The sequence below is a fragment of the Streptomyces sp. NPDC001231 genome, assembly GCF_042896885.1.
Classification (GTDB): Bacteria; Actinomycetota; Actinomycetes; order Streptomycetales; family Streptomycetaceae; genus Streptomyces.
This window is the reverse complement of record NZ_JBIAXS010000011.1, coordinates 205,077-218,890: the sequence shown is the minus strand read 5'-3', so window position 1 is coordinate 218,890 and position 13,814 is coordinate 205,077. Positions and strand designations below refer to the sequence as shown.

At 68.3% G+C, this 13,814-nt stretch carries 22 protein-coding genes and 2 pseudogenes; 3 read left to right on the top strand and 21 right to left on the bottom strand.

Features of this window, described 5'->3' with window-relative positions; all coding sequences use genetic code 11:
* Window position 1: 1 nt before the first annotated feature.
* The 19 genes from rpsE to rpsJ all read right to left on the bottom strand — a co-directional run bounded on the left by rpsE (window position 2) and on the right by rpsJ (window position 9,246).
* Window positions 2-607: a 30S ribosomal protein S5 gene (gene rpsE, locus ACFY3J_RS16305; protein ID WP_073951481.1), complete on the bottom strand. Its 606-nt coding sequence runs from the start codon at window positions 605-607 to the stop codon at window positions 2-4.
* A 40-nt stretch (window positions 608-647) separates the two neighbouring features.
* Window positions 648-1,031 carry a 50S ribosomal protein L18 gene (rplR, locus tag ACFY3J_RS16300; protein ID WP_384175914.1) on the bottom strand — a complete coding sequence of 128 codons (384 nt, stop codon included), beginning with the start codon at window positions 1,029-1,031 and terminating at the stop codon, window positions 648-650.
* A gap of 3 nt (window positions 1,032-1,034) precedes the next feature.
* Window positions 1,035-1,574 (bottom strand): 50S ribosomal protein L6, encoded by a 540-nt coding sequence (gene rplF / locus ACFY3J_RS16295; RefSeq protein ID WP_384175916.1) that lies wholly within the window; start codon window positions 1,572-1,574, stop codon window positions 1,035-1,037.
* 24 nt (window positions 1,575-1,598) lie between these two features.
* Window positions 1,599-1,997, bottom strand: coding sequence for a 30S ribosomal protein S8 (gene rpsH / locus ACFY3J_RS16290; protein WP_014674378.1), 399 nt, complete (start codon window positions 1,995-1,997; stop codon window positions 1,599-1,601).
* Window positions 1,998-2,209: 212 nt separating this feature from the next.
* Window positions 2,210-2,395: a type Z 30S ribosomal protein S14 gene (locus ACFY3J_RS16285; protein ID WP_003948630.1), complete on the bottom strand. Its 186-nt coding sequence runs from the start codon at window positions 2,393-2,395 to the stop codon at window positions 2,210-2,212.
* A 5-nt stretch (window positions 2,396-2,400) separates the two neighbouring features.
* Window positions 2,401-2,958, bottom strand: coding sequence for a 50S ribosomal protein L5 (gene rplE / locus ACFY3J_RS16280; RefSeq protein WP_067299852.1), 558 nt, complete (start codon window positions 2,956-2,958; stop codon window positions 2,401-2,403).
* Complete coding sequence (gene rplX / locus ACFY3J_RS16275; RefSeq protein ID WP_225825003.1) at window positions 2,958-3,281, bottom strand: 50S ribosomal protein L24; 324 nt, start codon at window positions 3,279-3,281, stop codon at window positions 2,958-2,960. The genes rplE and rplX overlap by 1 nt, the downstream gene beginning before the upstream one ends.
* Window positions 3,282-3,283: 2 nt before the next feature.
* Window positions 3,284-3,652: a 50S ribosomal protein L14 gene (rplN, locus tag ACFY3J_RS16270; RefSeq protein WP_003998823.1), complete on the bottom strand. Its 369-nt coding sequence runs from the start codon at window positions 3,650-3,652 to the stop codon at window positions 3,284-3,286.
* 214 nt (window positions 3,653-3,866) lie between these two features.
* Window positions 3,867-4,151, bottom strand: coding sequence for a 30S ribosomal protein S17 (rpsQ, locus tag ACFY3J_RS16265; protein ID WP_141359372.1), 285 nt, complete (start codon window positions 4,149-4,151; stop codon window positions 3,867-3,869).
* Window positions 4,151-4,375, bottom strand: coding sequence for a 50S ribosomal protein L29 (rpmC, locus tag ACFY3J_RS16260; RefSeq protein ID WP_018564811.1), 225 nt, complete (start codon window positions 4,373-4,375; stop codon window positions 4,151-4,153). The genes rpsQ and rpmC overlap by 1 nt, the downstream gene beginning before the upstream one ends.
* Window positions 4,375-4,794: a 50S ribosomal protein L16 gene (rplP, locus tag ACFY3J_RS16255; protein ID WP_009190136.1), complete on the bottom strand. Its 420-nt coding sequence runs from the start codon at window positions 4,792-4,794 to the stop codon at window positions 4,375-4,377. Before rplP ends, rpmC begins: the two co-directional genes overlap by 1 nt.
* 5 nt (window positions 4,795-4,799) lie before the next feature.
* The gene (gene rpsC, locus ACFY3J_RS16250) at window positions 4,800-5,630 is read right to left on the bottom strand and encodes a 30S ribosomal protein S3 (RefSeq protein ID WP_009190135.1); all 831 of its coding nucleotides are present in this window, start codon (window positions 5,628-5,630) and stop codon (window positions 4,800-4,802) included.
* Entirely contained in the window at window positions 5,630-5,977 is a 348-nt protein-coding gene (rplV, locus tag ACFY3J_RS16245) for a 50S ribosomal protein L22 (RefSeq protein WP_019329637.1), read from the bottom strand. The genes rpsC and rplV overlap by 1 nt, the downstream gene beginning before the upstream one ends.
* 43 nt (window positions 5,978-6,020) lie before the next feature.
* Window positions 6,021-6,302 carry a 30S ribosomal protein S19 gene (rpsS, locus tag ACFY3J_RS16240; protein ID WP_023547380.1) on the bottom strand — a complete coding sequence of 94 codons (282 nt, stop codon included), beginning with the start codon at window positions 6,300-6,302 and terminating at the stop codon, window positions 6,021-6,023.
* A 12-nt stretch (window positions 6,303-6,314) separates the two neighbouring features.
* Window positions 6,315-7,151: a 50S ribosomal protein L2 gene (gene rplB / locus ACFY3J_RS16235; protein ID WP_384175922.1), complete on the bottom strand. Its 837-nt coding sequence runs from the start codon at window positions 7,149-7,151 to the stop codon at window positions 6,315-6,317.
* A gap of 40 nt (window positions 7,152-7,191) precedes the next feature.
* Window positions 7,192-7,611, bottom strand: coding sequence for a 50S ribosomal protein L23 (rplW, locus tag ACFY3J_RS16230; protein WP_384175924.1), 420 nt, complete (start codon window positions 7,609-7,611; stop codon window positions 7,192-7,194).
* The gene (rplD, locus tag ACFY3J_RS16225) at window positions 7,611-8,267 is read right to left on the bottom strand and encodes a 50S ribosomal protein L4 (protein ID WP_384175926.1); all 657 of its coding nucleotides are present in this window, start codon (window positions 8,265-8,267) and stop codon (window positions 7,611-7,613) included. The genes rplW and rplD overlap by 1 nt, the downstream gene beginning before the upstream one ends.
* Before the next feature lie 8 nt (window positions 8,268-8,275).
* A complete protein-coding gene (rplC, locus tag ACFY3J_RS16220) occupies window positions 8,276-8,920 on the bottom strand; it encodes a 50S ribosomal protein L3 (protein ID WP_384175928.1) in 645 nt (214 codons plus the stop codon).
* 17 nt (window positions 8,921-8,937) lie between these two features.
* Complete coding sequence (gene rpsJ, locus ACFY3J_RS16215; RefSeq protein ID WP_003948644.1) at window positions 8,938-9,246, bottom strand: 30S ribosomal protein S10; 309 nt, start codon at window positions 9,244-9,246, stop codon at window positions 8,938-8,940.
* A gap of 436 nt (window positions 9,247-9,682) precedes the next feature.
* Here rpsJ and ACFY3J_RS16210 point away from each other — a divergent pair.
* The 3 genes and pseudogenes from ACFY3J_RS16210 to ACFY3J_RS16200 form a co-directional block, all read left to right on the top strand.
* Window positions 9,683-10,009 (top strand): annotated as a pseudogene (locus tag ACFY3J_RS16210) (hypothetical protein); the annotation flags it as partial.
* A 17-nt stretch (window positions 10,010-10,026) separates the two neighbouring features.
* A pseudogene (locus ACFY3J_RS16205) lies at window positions 10,027-10,758 on the top strand (MFS transporter); the annotation flags it as partial.
* A gap of 50 nt (window positions 10,759-10,808) precedes the next feature.
* Window positions 10,809-11,558 carry a M20/M25/M40 family metallo-hydrolase gene (locus ACFY3J_RS16200; protein ID WP_390841075.1) on the top strand — a complete coding sequence of 250 codons (750 nt, stop codon included), beginning with the start codon at window positions 10,809-10,811 and terminating at the stop codon, window positions 11,556-11,558.
* On the opposite strand, the gene gdhA is transcribed toward ACFY3J_RS16200, so the two are convergent.
* Both gdhA and ACFY3J_RS16190 read right to left on the bottom strand, forming a co-directional pair.
* Window positions 11,551-12,909, bottom strand: coding sequence for an NADP-specific glutamate dehydrogenase (gene gdhA, locus ACFY3J_RS16195; protein ID WP_384175932.1), 1,359 nt, complete (start codon window positions 12,907-12,909; stop codon window positions 11,551-11,553). The two genes, ACFY3J_RS16200 and gdhA, sit on opposite strands and share 8 nt — an antisense overlap.
* A 229-nt stretch (window positions 12,910-13,138) precedes the next feature.
* A complete protein-coding gene (locus tag ACFY3J_RS16190; RefSeq protein ID WP_384176331.1) occupies window positions 13,139-13,780 on the bottom strand; it encodes a PH domain-containing protein in 642 nt (213 codons plus the stop codon).
* Between the last annotated feature and the right edge of the window lie 34 nt (window positions 13,781-13,814).

Here is a 13,814-nt window from a genome sequence, read left to right as displayed (position 1 = left end):
ATTACGCACCCGCCCCGGCACGCGCACGGAGCAGGGCCGCGGGGGCCACGTCCTCCAGCGGCAGACCGCGGCGGGCCGCGATCGCCTCGGGACGCTGCAGGCCCTTGAGGGCCTCCACCGTCGCGTGCACGATGTTGATCTGGTTGTCGGAGCCGAGCGACTTCGACAGCACGTCGTGGATACCGGCGCACTCGAGCACGGCACGCACCGGACCACCGGCGATAACGCCGGTACCCGGGGAAGCGGGCTTGAGCAGCACGACGCCGGCAGCCTTCTCACCCTGGATCGGGTGCGGGATGGTGCCCTGGATCCGGGGGACCTTGAAGAAGTGCTTCTTGGCCTCCTCAACGCCCTTGGCGATGGCGGCCGGCACCTCCTTGGCCTTGCCGTATCCGACACCCACGGTGCCGTCACCGTCGCCCACCACGACCAGCGCGGTGAAGCTGAAGCGACGACCACCCTTCACAACCTTGGCGACGCGGTTGATCGCGACAACGCGCTCAACGTACGCGGTCTTCTCGGCGGCAGCTGCGCCGCCGTCACGGCCCTTCCGGTCCCGCCGCTCGCCGCCACCGGCACCGCCACCGCGGCGCTGGGGTCCAGCCATTGGAATTACCTCTCTCTGTTTCCGCTAGCTCGGAACCGGCTCAGAACTTCAGGCCGGCTTCGCGGGCGGCGTCCGCCAGGGCGGCGATGCGCCCGGCGTACTGGTTGCCACCACGGTCGAACACGACAGCCTCGACGCCGGCGGCCTTGGCACGCTCGGCGACCAGGGCGCCGACCTGCTTGGCCTGCGCCGACTTGTCGTTCTCGCCACCGCGGATCGAGCTGTCCAGGGTGGACGCCGACGCCAGGGTGTGGCCCTTCAGGTCGTCGATCACCTGCGCCACGATGTGGCGGTTGGAGCGGGTCACGACCAGACGGGGACGCTCCGCCGTACCGGAGATCCGCTTGCGGATCCGGATGTGGCGGCGCTTGATCGCGGCGCGCTTGTAGGCGTCGCCCTTGAGGATCTTCTGCCCGTATGCCATGGCTTACTTACCCGCCTTTCCGACCTTGCGGCGGATGACTTCGCCCTCGTACTTGACGCCCTTGGCCTTGTACGGGTCGGGCTTGCGCAGCTTGCGGATGTTGGCCGCAACCTCGCCGACCTTCTGCTTGTCGATGCCCTCGACCTGGAAGCGGGTGGGGGTCTCCACCTTGAAGGTGATGCCCTCGGGCGCCTCGACGGTGATCGGGTGGCTGTAGCCGAGCGCGAACTCGAGGTTCGAGCCCTTGGCCGTCACGCGGTAACCGACACCGCTGATCTCGAGCTTCTTCACGTAACCCTGGGTCACGCCGGTGATCATGTTCGCCACCAGCGTGCGGGACAGGCCGTGCAGGGCCTTGTTCTGACGCTCGTCGTTGGGGCGGGTCACCTGCAGGGTGCCGTCCTCGCCCTTGGCGATCTCGATCGGCGTCACGATGGTGTGGGTCAGCGTGCCCTTGGGGCCCTTGACCGAGACCGTGCTGCCGTCGATGGTGACGTCCACGCCGGCGGGAACCGCGATGGGGAGCTTGCCGATGCGCGACATAGCTGTTTCCTCCGTTCCCTTCCGCTACCAGACGTAGGCGAGGACTTCCCCACCCACGCCCTTCTTGCCGGCCTGCTTGTCGGTGAGGAGCCCGTGGGACGTGGAGATGATCGCCACGCCGAGGCCGCCGAGCACCTTCGGCAGGTTGGTGGACTTCGCGTACACCCGGAGACCGGGCTTGGAGATCCGCTTGATGCCCGCGATGGAGCGCTCACGGTTGGGGCCGAACTTCAGCTCCAGGACGAGGTTCTTGCCGACCTCGGCGTCCTCGACCTTCCAGCCCGTGATGAAGCCCTCCTGCTGGAGGATCTCCGCGATGTGCGACTTGATCTTCGAGTGCGGCATCGACACGCTGTCGTGGTATGCCGAGTTCGCGTTCCGCAGACGCGTAAGCATGTCTGCGATCGGATCAGTCATGGTCATGAATTGGCCTTCGGCCTCTCTCGCCGGGGTTTCCTGGTGCGCCATCCCTCTCCCCGATCCGAGACGGGACGGGTGCGGCGCGGTGGACCTACGGCGTAGTAAGTCGTAAGGGCGCGGCAGGCGCCCAACCCCACAAGCCTAAGGCATGTGAGGTGGGCCTCCTGCCGACCCCAGTTGCTTACCGAGAGTCCTGCTTCAACCCAAGTGGGCTGTTACCAGGAGCTCTTGGTCACGCCCGGCAGCTCGCCGCGGTGAGCCATCTCACGAAGGCACACACGGCACAGGCCGAACTTGCGGTACACGGAGTGCGGACGGCCACAGCGCTGGCAGCGGGTGTAGCCGCGCACACCGAACTTGGGCTTGCGAGCAGCCTTAGCGATCAGAGCCTTCTTCGCCATCTCGCTCACGCCTCCTTGAACGGGAAGCCGAGGTGACGAAGGAGCGCGCGGCCCTCAGCGTCGTTGGTCGCCGTGGTGACCACGGTGATGTCCATACCCCGGACGCGGTCGATCTTGTCCTGGTCGATCTCGTGGAACATGACCTGCTCGGTGAGACCGAAGGTGTAGTTGCCACGGCCGTCGAACTGCTTGGGGGACAGGCCGCGGAAGTCGCGGATGCGCGGCAGCGCGAGCGACAGGGTGCGGTCCAGGAACTCCCACATGCGGTCGCCACGGAGCGTGACGTGAGCACCGATCGGCTGGCCCTCACGCAGCTTGAACTGCGCGATGGACTTGCGGGCCTTGGTGACCTGCGGCTTCTGGCCGGTGATCGTGGTGAGGTCGCGGATGGCGCCCTCGATCAGCTTCGAGTCACGGGCGGCGTCGCCGACACCCATGTTGACCACGATCTTGACGAGACCGGGAATCTGCATGACGTTCTCGTACTTGAACTCGTCACGCATCTTGCCCGCGATCTCCTCGCGGTACTTCTGCTTCAGACGCGGAGTGGTGGTGGTAGCCATCAGATGTCCTCACCCGTCCGCTTGGCAACGCGGATCTTGTTGCCTTCGTCGTCGAAGCGGTAACCGACACGCGTGACGACCTTCTGGCCGTCCTTCTCCACGACGAGCTGAACGTTGCTCACGTGGATCGGGGCCTCGGTGGTCACGATGCCGCCGGCCTGGGAACCGCGGGCGGTCGGGCCGGCCTTGGTGTGCTTCTTGACCCGGTTGACACCCTCGACCAGGACACGCTCGTCGCGCGGGTAAGCGGCAATGACCTTGCCCTGCTTGCCCTTGTCCTTGCCGGTGATGACCTGGACCAGGTCGCCCTTCTTGATCTTCATGCTCACAGCACCTCCGGCGCGAGGGAGATGATCTTCATGAACTTCTTCTCGCGCAGCTCACGGCCGACCGGGCCGAAGATACGGGTGCCACGAGGGTCGCCGTCGTTCTTGAGGATGACGGCGGCGTTCTCGTCGAAGCGGATGTACGAGCCGTCCGGACGGCGGCGCTCCTTGACGGTGCGAACGATGACCGCCTTGACGACGTCACCCTTCTTCACGTTGCCACCGGGGATCGCGTCCTTGACGGTGGCGACGATGACGTCACCGATGCCCGCGTAGCGGCGACCGGAGCCACCGAGCACACGGATGCAAAGGATCTCCTTCGCACCAGTGTTGTCGGCGACACGCAGTCGCGACTCCTGCTGGATCACGTCTATCTCCTGATTGTCTGCCGGTTCCCGGCGAGGTCCGTAAGTGACTTGCGGACCTCGCCGAGCCTGGCGGAACCGTCCTGCGGGTAGCTCCCGCAGGAAATTACTAGTGCCTCTGGAGGCGGAAACCCGCACCGGGGACTTCGCCGGTTCCGGGCCGGGGCCCGGGGGCGGAGCCCCCAGCGGGGGTCAGCGGGGGCGGTGCCCCCGCTTCTTACTTCGCCTTCTCGAGGATCTCGACGACGCGCCAGCGCTTCGTCGCGGACAGCGGCCGGGTCTCCATCAGGAGGACGCGGTCGCCGATACCCGCGGCGTTCTGCTCGTCGTGCGCCTTGAGCTTCTCGGTACGGCGGATGACCTTGCCGTACAGCGCGTGCTTGACGCGGTCCTCGACGGCGACGACGACGGTCTTGTCCATCTTGTCGCTGACGACGAGACCCTCACGGGTCTTGCGGAAGCCGCGCGCCTCTGCGTTCTCAGTCACGTTCTTCTCGCTCATCAGGCGTTCTCCACCGTTTCGATGCCCAGCTCACGCTCGCGCATCAGGGTGTAGATCCGCGCGATGTCCTTGCGGACCGCCTTGAGACGGCCGTGGTTCTCGAGCTGCCCGGTCGCCGCCTGGAAACGGAGGTTGAACAGCTCTTCCTTGGCCTCGCGGAGCTTGCCCAGAAGCTCCTCGTTGCCCAGCTCGCGCAGCTCGGACGCCTTGGTACCGGCCGACATCACGCTTCACCTGCCTCGCGCTTGACGATCCGGCACTTCATCGGCAGCTTGTGGGCCGCACGGGTCAGCGCCTCACGGGCGATCTTCTCGTTCGGGTAGGACAGCTCGAACATCACCCGGCCGGGCTTGACGTTCGCGATCCACCACTCCGGCGAACCCTTACCGGAACCCATGCGGGTCTCGGCGGGCTTCTTGGTCAGCGGACGGTCCGGGTAGATGTTGATCCAGACCTTGCCGCCACGCTTGATGTGGCGGGTCATCGCGATACGAGCCGCCTCGATCTGGCGGTTCGTCACGTAGGCCGGGGTCAGCGCCTGGATGCCGTACTCGCCGAACGCAACCTGCGTTCCACCCTTGGACATACCGTTGCGCTTCGGGTGGTGCTGCTTGCGGTGCTTGACCCTACGGGGGATCAGCATTTCGGTCAGGCCTCCGTTCCGGTGCTCTCAGCCGGAGCGGCAGCGGCCGGAGCCTCGGCCTTGGGGGCCTCGGCGGCCGGAGCCGACTGCTGCTGCGGCTTGCGACCGCGCCGCTCGCCACCGCGGCCACCACGGGCCGGGCGGTCGGCGCCACCACGGGCCGGGCGGTTGCCCGCACGGGCGGCGGCGTTCTCGGCGCGGACCTCGGCGATGTTCTTGACGTCGCCCTTGTAGATCCAGACCTTCACACCGATGCGGCCGAAGGTCGTCTTGGCCTCGAAGAAGCCGTAGTCCACGTTCGCGCGGAGCGTGTGCAGGGGCACACGGCCCTCGCGGTAGAACTCCGAGCGGGACATCTCGGCGCCGCCGAGGCGGCCACCGCACTGGATCTTGATGCCCTTGGCGCCGGCCTTCATCGCCGACTGCATGCTCTTGCGCATGGCACGGCGGAAGGAGACGCGGGAGGAGAGCTGCTCGGCAACGGCCTGGGCCACCAGCTGAGCGTCCGTCTCGGGGTTCTTGACCTCGAGGATGTTCAGCTGGACCTGCTTGCCCGTGAGCTTCTCGAGGTCGCCGCGGATGCGGTCGGCCTCGGCGCCACGGCGGCCGATGACGATGCCCGGACGCGCGGTGTGGATGTCCACGCGGACACGGTCACGGGTGCGCTCGATCTCCACCTTGGAGATGCCGGCGCGCTCCATGCCGGACGTCATCATCCGACGGATGGCGACGTCTTCCTTGACGTAGTCCTTGTACAGCTTGTCGGCGTACCAACGCGACTTGAAGTCGGTCGTGACACCGAGCCGGAACCCATGCGGGTTTACCTTCTGGCCCATTACCGGGTTCCTTCCTTGCTGCTGACGACCACGGTGATGTGGCTGGTCCGCTTGCGGATCCGGTAGGCACGGCCCTGGGCGCGCGGACGGAACCGCTTCAGGGTCGGACCCTCGTCGACGTACGCCTCGGAGATGTAGAGGCTGTCGGCGTCGGTGTGGTCGTAGTTGTGCGCGGCGTTGGCGATGGCGCTGTCGAGCACCTTGCCGACCGGCACGGAGGCTGCCTGCGGAGCGAATCGCAGAACAGCCTGGGCCTCCGTGGCGTCCATGCCACGGATGAGGTCCACCACGCGGCGGGCCTTCATGGGCGTGACGCGGATGTACCGCGCCTGGGCCCTGGCTTCCATGGTTGTCCCTTCAGTTACTTACGTGTCTGAATGCGATCCGCTACTAGCGGCGCTTCGACTTCCGGTCTTCCTTGACGTGACCCCGGAAGGTGCGCGTCGGCGAGAACTCGCCGAGCTTGTGGCCGACCATCGACTCGGTGACGAACACCGGGATGTGGGTCTTGCCGTTGTGCACCGCCAGCGTGTGGCCCAGCATGGCCGGGACGATCATCGAGCGGCGGGACCAGGTCTTGATGACGTTCTTGGTGCCGGCTTCGTTCTGGGCGTCCACCTTCTTGATCAGGTGGTCGTCGACGAAGGGCCCCTTCTTCAGGCTACGAGGCATCTCAACCCGTCCTTAGCGCTTCTTGTTCGTCTTGCGGCGGCGGACGATGTACTTGTTGCTCGCCTTCTTGGGAGAACGAGTACGGCCTTCCTTCTTGCCCCACGGGGACACCGGGTGGCGGCCACCGGAGGTCCGGCCCTCACCACCACCGTGCGGGTGGTCCACCGGGTTCATGACCACACCACGGACGGTCGGGCGAACGCCCAGCCACCGCTTGCGGCCGGCCTTGCCCCAGTTGATGTTGCTCTGCTCGGCGTTGCCGACCTCGCCGACCGTGGCGCGGCAGCGCTGGTCGACCAGGCGGATCTCACCGGAGGGCATGCGGAGGTGGGCCATCGAGCCCTCCTTCGCGAGCAGCTGCACGGAGGCACCGGCGGAGCGGGCGAACTTGGCGCCGCCACCGGGACGGAGCTCGATCGCGTGGATCGTGGTACCGACCGGGATGTTGCGCAGCGCCAGGTTGTTGCCCGGCTTGATGTCGGCCGCGGGGCCGTTCTCGACGCGGTCACCCTGCGACAGGCCGCGCGGCGCGAGGATGTAGCGCTTCTCGCCGTCGGCGTAGTGCAGCAGCGCGATGCGCGCGGTGCGGTTGGGGTCGTACTCGATGTGCGCGACCTTCGCCGGCACGCCGTCCTTGTCGTGACGACGGAAGTCGATCACGCGGTAGGCGCGCTTGTGTCCGCCACCCTGGTGGCGAACGGTCACACGACCGGAATTGTTACGGCCGCCCTTGCTGTGCAGAGGACGGACCAGCGACTTCTCCGGCGTGGACCGCGTGACCTCGACGAAGTCGGCGACGCTGGCGCCACGACGGCCCGGCGTAGTCGGCTTGTACTTGCGGATTCCCATTTCTCAGTCCTCGTCCGATATCGGACGATCCGGACCGCCCTCAGGCGGTCGGACCGCCGAAGATGTCGATACGGTCGCCCTCGGCGAGGGTCACGATCGCTCGCTTGGTGGCGGCACGCTGACCGAAGCCGGTCTTGGTCCGCTTGCGCTTGCCCTGGCGGTTGATCGTGTTGACCCCGGTGACCTTGACGTCGAAGACCGCCTGGACGGCCTGCTTGATCTGGGTCTTGTTGGCGTTCGGGTCGACGATGAACGTGTACTTGTTCTCGTCGAGGAGCGCGTAGCTCTTCTCCGAGACGACCGGCTTCAGCAGGACGTCACGGGGGTCCGTGTACGACTTGCTCAGCGGGGTCTCGACGGTGTTCTTGCCCTCGGTGGCGTGGCGACGCGCCTTGGCGACGCGCGCGGCCTTGGCGGCCTTGGCGGCCTTCGAGGCGATAGCGGGGTGACGGATGGCCATCAGACCTCGCTCCCTTCGGTGTCGTTGGCCTGCGGGCCGGCGACGAAGGACTCGAAAGCGGCCTTGGTGAAGACCACGTCGTCCGAGACGAGAACGTCGTACGTGTTCAGCTGGCCCGGCTCCAGGATGTGGACCTGGGGCAGGTTGCGGGCGGACAGCCACGCGGCCTCGTCGGCGCGGTCGACGACCAGGAGCAGGTTCTTGCGCTCCGAGATCTTGCCGAACAGCGTCCGGGCGGCCTTGGTGGAGGCGGTCTCACCCTCGACCACGCCGGAGACGACGTGGATGCGGTTGTGGCGGGCCCGGTCGGTGAGGGCGTGGCGCAGGGCCGCGGCCTTCATCTTCTTCGGGGTCCGCTGGGAGTAGTCACGCGGCTGCGGGCCGTGGACGACGCCACCACCGGCGAACTGCGGCGCGCGGGTCGAACCCTGACGGGCGCGACCGGTGCCCTTCTGGCGGTACGGCTTCTTGCCACCGCCGCGGACCTCGCCACGGGTCTTGGTCTTGTGCGTGCCCTGACGGGCCGCGGCCAGCTGCGCGACGACGACCTGGTGGATCAGCGGGATGCTGACCTTCTCAACGCCGAAGATCTCCGCGGGGAGCTCGACGGTACCGGCCTTCTCGCCCGCCGGCGAAAGGATGTCAACAGTGCTCATCGGTTACCTCAGGCCCCCTTGGCCGCGGTGCGGACCAGGACGAGGCCGCCGTTCGGACCGGGAACCGCGCCCTTGATGAGCAGCAGACCCTTCTCCGCGTCAACGGCGTGGACGGTCAGGTTCTGGGTGGTGACCCGCTCGTTGCCCATGCGACCCGCCATGCGGAGGCCCTTGAACACACGGCCCGGCGTGGCGCAGCCGCCGATGGAACCGGGCGAGCGGTGCTTGCGCTGGGTGCCGTGTCCGGCGCCGAGGCCACCGAAGTTGTGGCGCTTCATGACACCGGCGAAGCCCTTGCCCTTGCTCTTGCCGGTGACGTCGACCTTCACGCCGGCCTCGAACACCTCGGCGGTGATCTGCTGGCCGAGGGTGTACTCGGCGGCGTCCGCGGTGCGGATCTCGACGAGGTGACGACGGGGGGTGACGTCGGCCTTCGCGAAGTGGCCCTTGAGGGGCTTGTTCACCTTGCGCGGGTCGATCTCGCCGAAGGCGATCTGGACCGACTCGTAGCCGTCGACGTCGTTCGTACGAACCTGGGTGACGACGTTGGGGCCGGCCTTGACGACGGTCACCGGGACGACACGGTTGTTCTCGTCCCAGACCTGCGTCATGCCGAGCTTCTCGCCCAGGATGCCCTTGATCTGCTTGGTCATCTCTCAGATCACCGGCCTCAGAGCTTGATCTCGATGTCGACACCGGCCGGGAGGTCGAGTCGCATCAGAGAGTCAACGGTCTTGGGGGTCGGGTCGAGGATGTCGATCAGGCGCTTGTGCGTGCGCATCTCGAAGTGCTCGCGCGAGTCCTTGTACTTGTGCGGCGACTTGATGACGCAGTACACGTTCTTCTCAGTGGGCAGCGGCACCGGGCCCGCGACCGACGCACCAGTACGGGTCACCGTCTCGACGATCTTCTTCGCCGAGGAGTCGATGACCTCGTGGTCGTAGGCCTTGAGCCGGATGCGGATCTTCTGTCCCGCCATGGCTACTCCGTAGTCCTGTCTCTCTATACGCTCCGGAACCCGGTGTCCCCTCGACCCTCTCCGACCCACGCGGTCGGGCGTGTCGCGCTCCCGCTGACATGGATGCCCCTTGTTCGAACATCCTTCGGGATTGCACACGGCCCTACCGGTACCGCGAGCCGGGGGCGAAGGCCCACCGGGTGCCTGGTCGATGTCGCACCCACGCTTCCCGGAAGATTCCCGTACGTCCGCCCCAGCGCTGCCGTGAGGCAGTTAGGGCGACGAGTACCGTGGGACTCGCTTCCAGTCCTCCCGGCGGGAGGCGCGCGGCATCAACGCTCGACCGAGCAACTCGGACAGTCTGCCACAGTGGGCGGGGGCCTGGCCAATCGAGTCGGGGATATTACCCCGCAGGTGACACAGGTCAAACCAGCGGCCGCCCGGCGGCGCGGTTGGAAGGACCCCCGAGAAACCCGTCAGCTGGGGCTACTACCTCGCGTACCTGCGCAGCAAGTACCGACTGCCACCGCTGCTGCTCGTCATCTGCCAGGACCGCGCCACGGCCACATGGGCCGCCCGGCCCGAGCCCATCGGATTCTGCTCGTGGCCCTCACTGACCGTGCGGCCCATCGTCGCGGGGCCGAACAACATGCCAGTGATCACCGACCCGGCCCTGGCCCGTGAGGACCTAGCCCTGGCCACCCTGGCCACGATCACCCACGGCGCGAGCCAGGACATCGAGGCCATACTGAAGACCATGACGGCGGCACTCCAGGACGCGCCGGCGTCTCGACCTTCCTCATCGGCCTGCTCCCCGGCTACGCCTCCGCCGGTGCCCTCGCCCCCGCGCTGCTGCTGGTCGTCCGCATCCTTCAGTCGCTGGCGGTCGGCGGCGAGTGGGGCGGCGCCGTGCTGTACGCGGTCGAGAGCGCACCGCCCAGGCGCCGGGCCCTGTACGGCTCCTTCCCGCAGATCGGCGACGGTGTCGGCTTCTTCCTCGCCACCGGCGTCTTCGCACTGGCCTCCCTGCCGGGCCATGACGCGCTCATCAGCTGGACCTGGCGAATCCCATTCCTCCTCCCCAGCCTGCTGGTGATCACCGGGCTCCTGATCCGCAGCCAGCTGGAGGAGTCCCCGGAGTTCGGCGAGGCGCAGAAGCGCGCCGATCAGGAGAAGGAGTCCGCCCGGCAGATCCCGCTGGTCGGCGTGATCCGCACCGCGTGGCGCCCCTGGCTCCTGGCCTCCGGAGCCTTCCTGGTCACCGTCGGCGGCTACTACGTCATCGTCACCTTCATGTCCGTCTACGCCCTCGACCACCTGCACTTCAGCGAGGCGCAGGTCTCCACCGCCGGGATCTTCTGCTCGCTCGTGGTGATCGTCTTCACGCCGGTCTCGGCGATGCTGGCGGACCGGTTCGGGGTGCGCCGGGTCACCCTGATCGGACTCCTCTCGCACCTGCTGGTGGCGTTCCCGATGTTCTGGCTCGCCGACATCGGCACCATCCCGGGCCTCTGGGCGGGCATGGGTCTGGCCATGCTGGCCAGCACCGTGGCCTACGCCACCATCGGCACCATGATCACCACGTGGTTCGCGCCCCGGATCCGCTACACCGGGCTCTCCCTCAGCTACCAGCTCGCCGGAGCGCGGGCCGCGCGCACCCGGAGGAACTGGCCCGCAAGGCCGCCCGCGCGGCCGAGCAGTCCACCGCGTGGGAGTCCCCGTACACCGGGGCCGACCAGGAGCTGCACGCCCGGATCGACGCCGCCGTCGCCGAGGACCGGGAGGCCCTGCTCGCCCTGAGCCACGCCCTGCACCAGGACCCGGAGCCCGGCTTCGAGGAGCACCGCGCGGTGGCGCGCGTCGCCGAACTGCTGCGGTCGCACGGCATCGAGGCAGAGACCGGGGTGTACGGCCTGCCCACCGCGCTGCGCGCCACCGCGGGCACCGGGCAGGGGCCCACCGTGGGGGTGCTGGCGGAGTACGACGCCCTGCCGGGCATCGGGCACGCCTGCGGCCACAACGTCATCTGCGCGTCCGGCGTCGGCGCCTTCCTGGCGCTGGCGCGAGTGATGCCCGCGCTCGGCGGCACGGCGGTGCTGCTGGGCACCCCCGCGGAGGAGAACGGCACCGGCAAGGAGACCATGGCCCGCGCCGGGGCGTTCGACGGCGTGGACGCCGCCGGCTGCTGGGCACACCGGGGACCGCCCGCTGACCGCCGGGTCCGGGTGAAACCGGCCCCGGCACACTCGCGGCGGCTCCACGTTCACACCGCCGCCCGCGATCGTCCGTCGGCGCACCGGACGATCGTGGGCCGGGGGAAGGCCGTCAGATGACGCCCTGGGCGAGCATCGCGTCGGCCACCCGCTCGAAGCCGGCGATGTTCGCGCCGGTCACGTAGTCGCCGGGGGCGCCGTAGCGCTCGGCGGTCTCGTGGCAGGTGGTGTGGATGTCGCTCATGATGAGCGCCAGCTCCCGCTCCACCTGGGCGGCCGTCCACGCCGTACGGGAGTGGTTCTGCGCCATCTCCAGGGCGCTGACCGCGACCCCGCCCGCGTTCGCCGCCTTGCCAGGGCCGAAGGCCACCCCGGCGTGCTGGAACAGGTGCACGGCCTCGGGCGTCGCCGGCATGTTCGCGCCCTCGGACACGGCCTTCACTCCGTTGCGGATGAGCGTCTCCGCGTCCTTCTCGTCCAGCTCGTTCTGCGTCGCCGAGGGCAGCGCGACGTCGCCCGGGACCTCCCAGACCCGCCCGCCGGGCACGAACCGCGCGGAGGTGCCCCGCCGCTCGGCGTACTCGCTGATCCGGCCGCGCTCGACCTCCTTGATCTGCTTCAGCAGCTCCACGTCGACGCCCTTGTCGTCGACCACGTATCCGCTGGAGTCCGAGCAGGTCAGCGGGTTCGCACCGAGGGCGGTCAGCTTCTCGATGGTGTAGATCGCGACGTTTCCGGAGCCGGAGACGACCGCAGTCTGGCCCTCCAGCTCCTCGCCGCGCTCGCGCAGCATCGCCTCCGCGAAGAGCACGTTGCCGTACCCGGTGGCCTCCGGCCGGATCAGCGAGCCGCCCCAGTTCGAGCCCTTGCCGGTGAGCACACCGGCCTCCCAGCGGTTGGTGATCCGCCGGTACTGGCCGAACAGATAGCCGATCTCACGGGTGCCGACACCGATGTCACCGGCCGGCACGTCGGTGTGCTCGCCGATGTGCCGGTACAGCTCCGTCATGAACGACTGGCAGAACCGCATGACCTCGGCGTCGCTCCGCCCGTGCGGGTCGAAGTCGCTGCCGCCCTTGCCGCCGCCGATGCCGAGCCCGGTCAGCGCGTTCTTGAAGATCTGCTCGAAGCCGAGGAACTTGATGACGCCCAGATCGACGGACGGGTGGAAGCGCAGACCGCCCTTGTACGGGCCCAGCGCGCTGTTGAACTCCACCCGGAAACCACGGTTGACGTGCACCCGGCAGTGGTCGTCCTGCCACGGCACCCGGAAGATGATCTGCCGCTCCGGCTCGCACAACCGCTCCACGAGCCCTGCCTCCGCGTACTCCGGCCGAGCCGCGATCACCGGCGCCAGTGTCTCCAGTACCTCGTGAGCGGCCTGGTGGAACTCGGGCTGGGCCGGATTGCGTCGCTCGATCTCGGCGAGCAGGGAGGCGAGCTGGGTCTTGGTGTCGGGTCGGGTCGTCACAGGGTCCCCTTCTGGCACGGCTACTACCGGCTCGAAGCCGGTGATGAACGCTCGGCGCCGTTGCCGCGCGCAGGAACTCGGCCGACCCGGGAATGGGCATCCGGGAAACGGCCGACCCTTCAGTGTTACCCCTGGATCGATGCACTGGCCAGTGACCCGGCACCTTTAGTCCACGATGTGAGATCAAGATTCCGAAAAATCGGCTGGTACGACCGTTGCCTGGGGACGCCTACGCCAGGGGCCCGTGGGGCAGGAACTCGACTGCGAGGTACAGGACGACGCCCAGCAGGACGGTCCACGGGGCGAGTCCCGTACCGGCCGGCCTTCGCTCGACCCGGGCCGTGGGACGCAGATCGCCGTGGAGGGCCATGGCACTCAGCGTGTCGGCGGCCCGGCTGCCCCGGTCGGAGCGAGCGACACGGCTCAGCCAGGGCGGCGCGAACAGACCAGCCAGGGGCTCCGGCGTGTGACGACCGAAGAACTCCAGCTGTCCGTCGTGCCGCATCTCCACGCGGGTGATCGTCGACCACGGCAGGAGCCGTGTGGACCACAGACGACGGATGTACACGCCGTCCCGGTCCGCGGTGACGCGCCACAGCGCGAGCACGCAGCACACCCAGCCCATGAACAGCGACGACCACACCGCGAAGAACAGGTCACCCGGCCGCGGATGCGTCAGGCTCGCCCCGGAGGGATGCTCGGCCAGCGTGACGAACACGGCGCAGACGACCGCGGCCGCCGCCCTCCCGCGCCACCCGGCACGCCACACCAGCGGCGCCTGGGGCGCCGTCATCACCCCGGCGAGCTCCTCGACCCGTTCCCGGCGCTCCTTGCGCGCCTGCCGCCGCCGCTCCGCCCGGACCGCTCGCATCCCCACCCCAGCCCCCGCCGTCGTGTGCCACGGA

Coding starts and splice junctions, on each gene's coding strand:
- rpsE (WP_073951481.1), bottom strand. CDS start 607: ATGGCTGGACCCCAGCGCCGCGGTGGCGGTGCCGGTGGCGGCGAGCGG.
- rplR (WP_384175914.1), bottom strand. CDS start 1,031: ATGGCATACGGGCAGAAGATCCTCAAGGGCGACGCCTACAAGCGCGCC.
- rplF (WP_384175916.1), bottom strand. CDS start 1,574: ATGTCGCGCATCGGCAAGCTCCCCATCGCGGTTCCCGCCGGCGTGGAC.
- rpsH (WP_014674378.1), bottom strand. CDS start 1,997: ATGACCATGACTGATCCGATCGCAGACATGCTTACGCGTCTGCGGAAC.
- ACFY3J_RS16285 (WP_003948630.1), bottom strand. CDS start 2,395: ATGGCGAAGAAGGCTCTGATCGCTAAGGCTGCTCGCAAGCCCAAGTTC.
- rplE (WP_067299852.1), bottom strand. CDS start 2,958: ATGGCTACCACCACCACTCCGCGTCTGAAGCAGAAGTACCGCGAGGAG.
- rplX (WP_225825003.1), bottom strand. CDS start 3,281: ATGAAGATCAAGAAGGGCGACCTGGTCCAGGTCATCACCGGCAAGGAC.
- rpsQ (WP_141359372.1), bottom strand. CDS start 4,151: ATGAGCGAGAAGAACGTGACTGAGAACGCAGAGGCGCGCGGCTTCCGC.
- rpmC (WP_018564811.1), bottom strand. CDS start 4,375: ATGTCGGCCGGTACCAAGGCGTCCGAGCTGCGCGAGCTGGGCAACGAG.
- rplP (WP_009190136.1), bottom strand. CDS start 4,794: ATGCTGATCCCCCGTAGGGTCAAGCACCGCAAGCAGCACCACCCGAAG.
- rpsC (WP_009190135.1), bottom strand. CDS start 5,630: ATGGGCCAGAAGGTAAACCCGCATGGGTTCCGGCTCGGTGTCACGACC.
- rplV (WP_019329637.1), bottom strand. CDS start 5,977: ATGGAAGCCAGGGCCCAGGCGCGGTACATCCGCGTCACGCCCATGAAG.
- rpsS (WP_023547380.1), bottom strand. CDS start 6,302: ATGCCTCGTAGCCTGAAGAAGGGGCCCTTCGTCGACGACCACCTGATC.
- rplB (WP_384175922.1), bottom strand. CDS start 7,151: ATGGGAATCCGCAAGTACAAGCCGACTACGCCGGGCCGTCGTGGCGCC.
- rplW (WP_384175924.1), bottom strand. CDS start 7,611: ATGGCCATCCGTCACCCCGCTATCGCCTCGAAGGCCGCCAAGGCCGCC.
- rplD (WP_384175926.1), bottom strand. CDS start 8,267: ATGAGCACTGTTGACATCCTTTCGCCGGCGGGCGAGAAGGCCGGTACC.
- rplC (WP_384175928.1), bottom strand. CDS start 8,920: ATGACCAAGCAGATCAAGGGCATCCTGGGCGAGAAGCTCGGCATGACG.
- rpsJ (WP_003948644.1), bottom strand. CDS start 9,246: ATGGCGGGACAGAAGATCCGCATCCGGCTCAAGGCCTACGACCACGAG.
- ACFY3J_RS16190 (WP_384176331.1), bottom strand. CDS start 13,780: ATGCGAGCGGTCCGGGCGGAGCGGCGGCGGCAGGCGCGCAAGGAGCGC.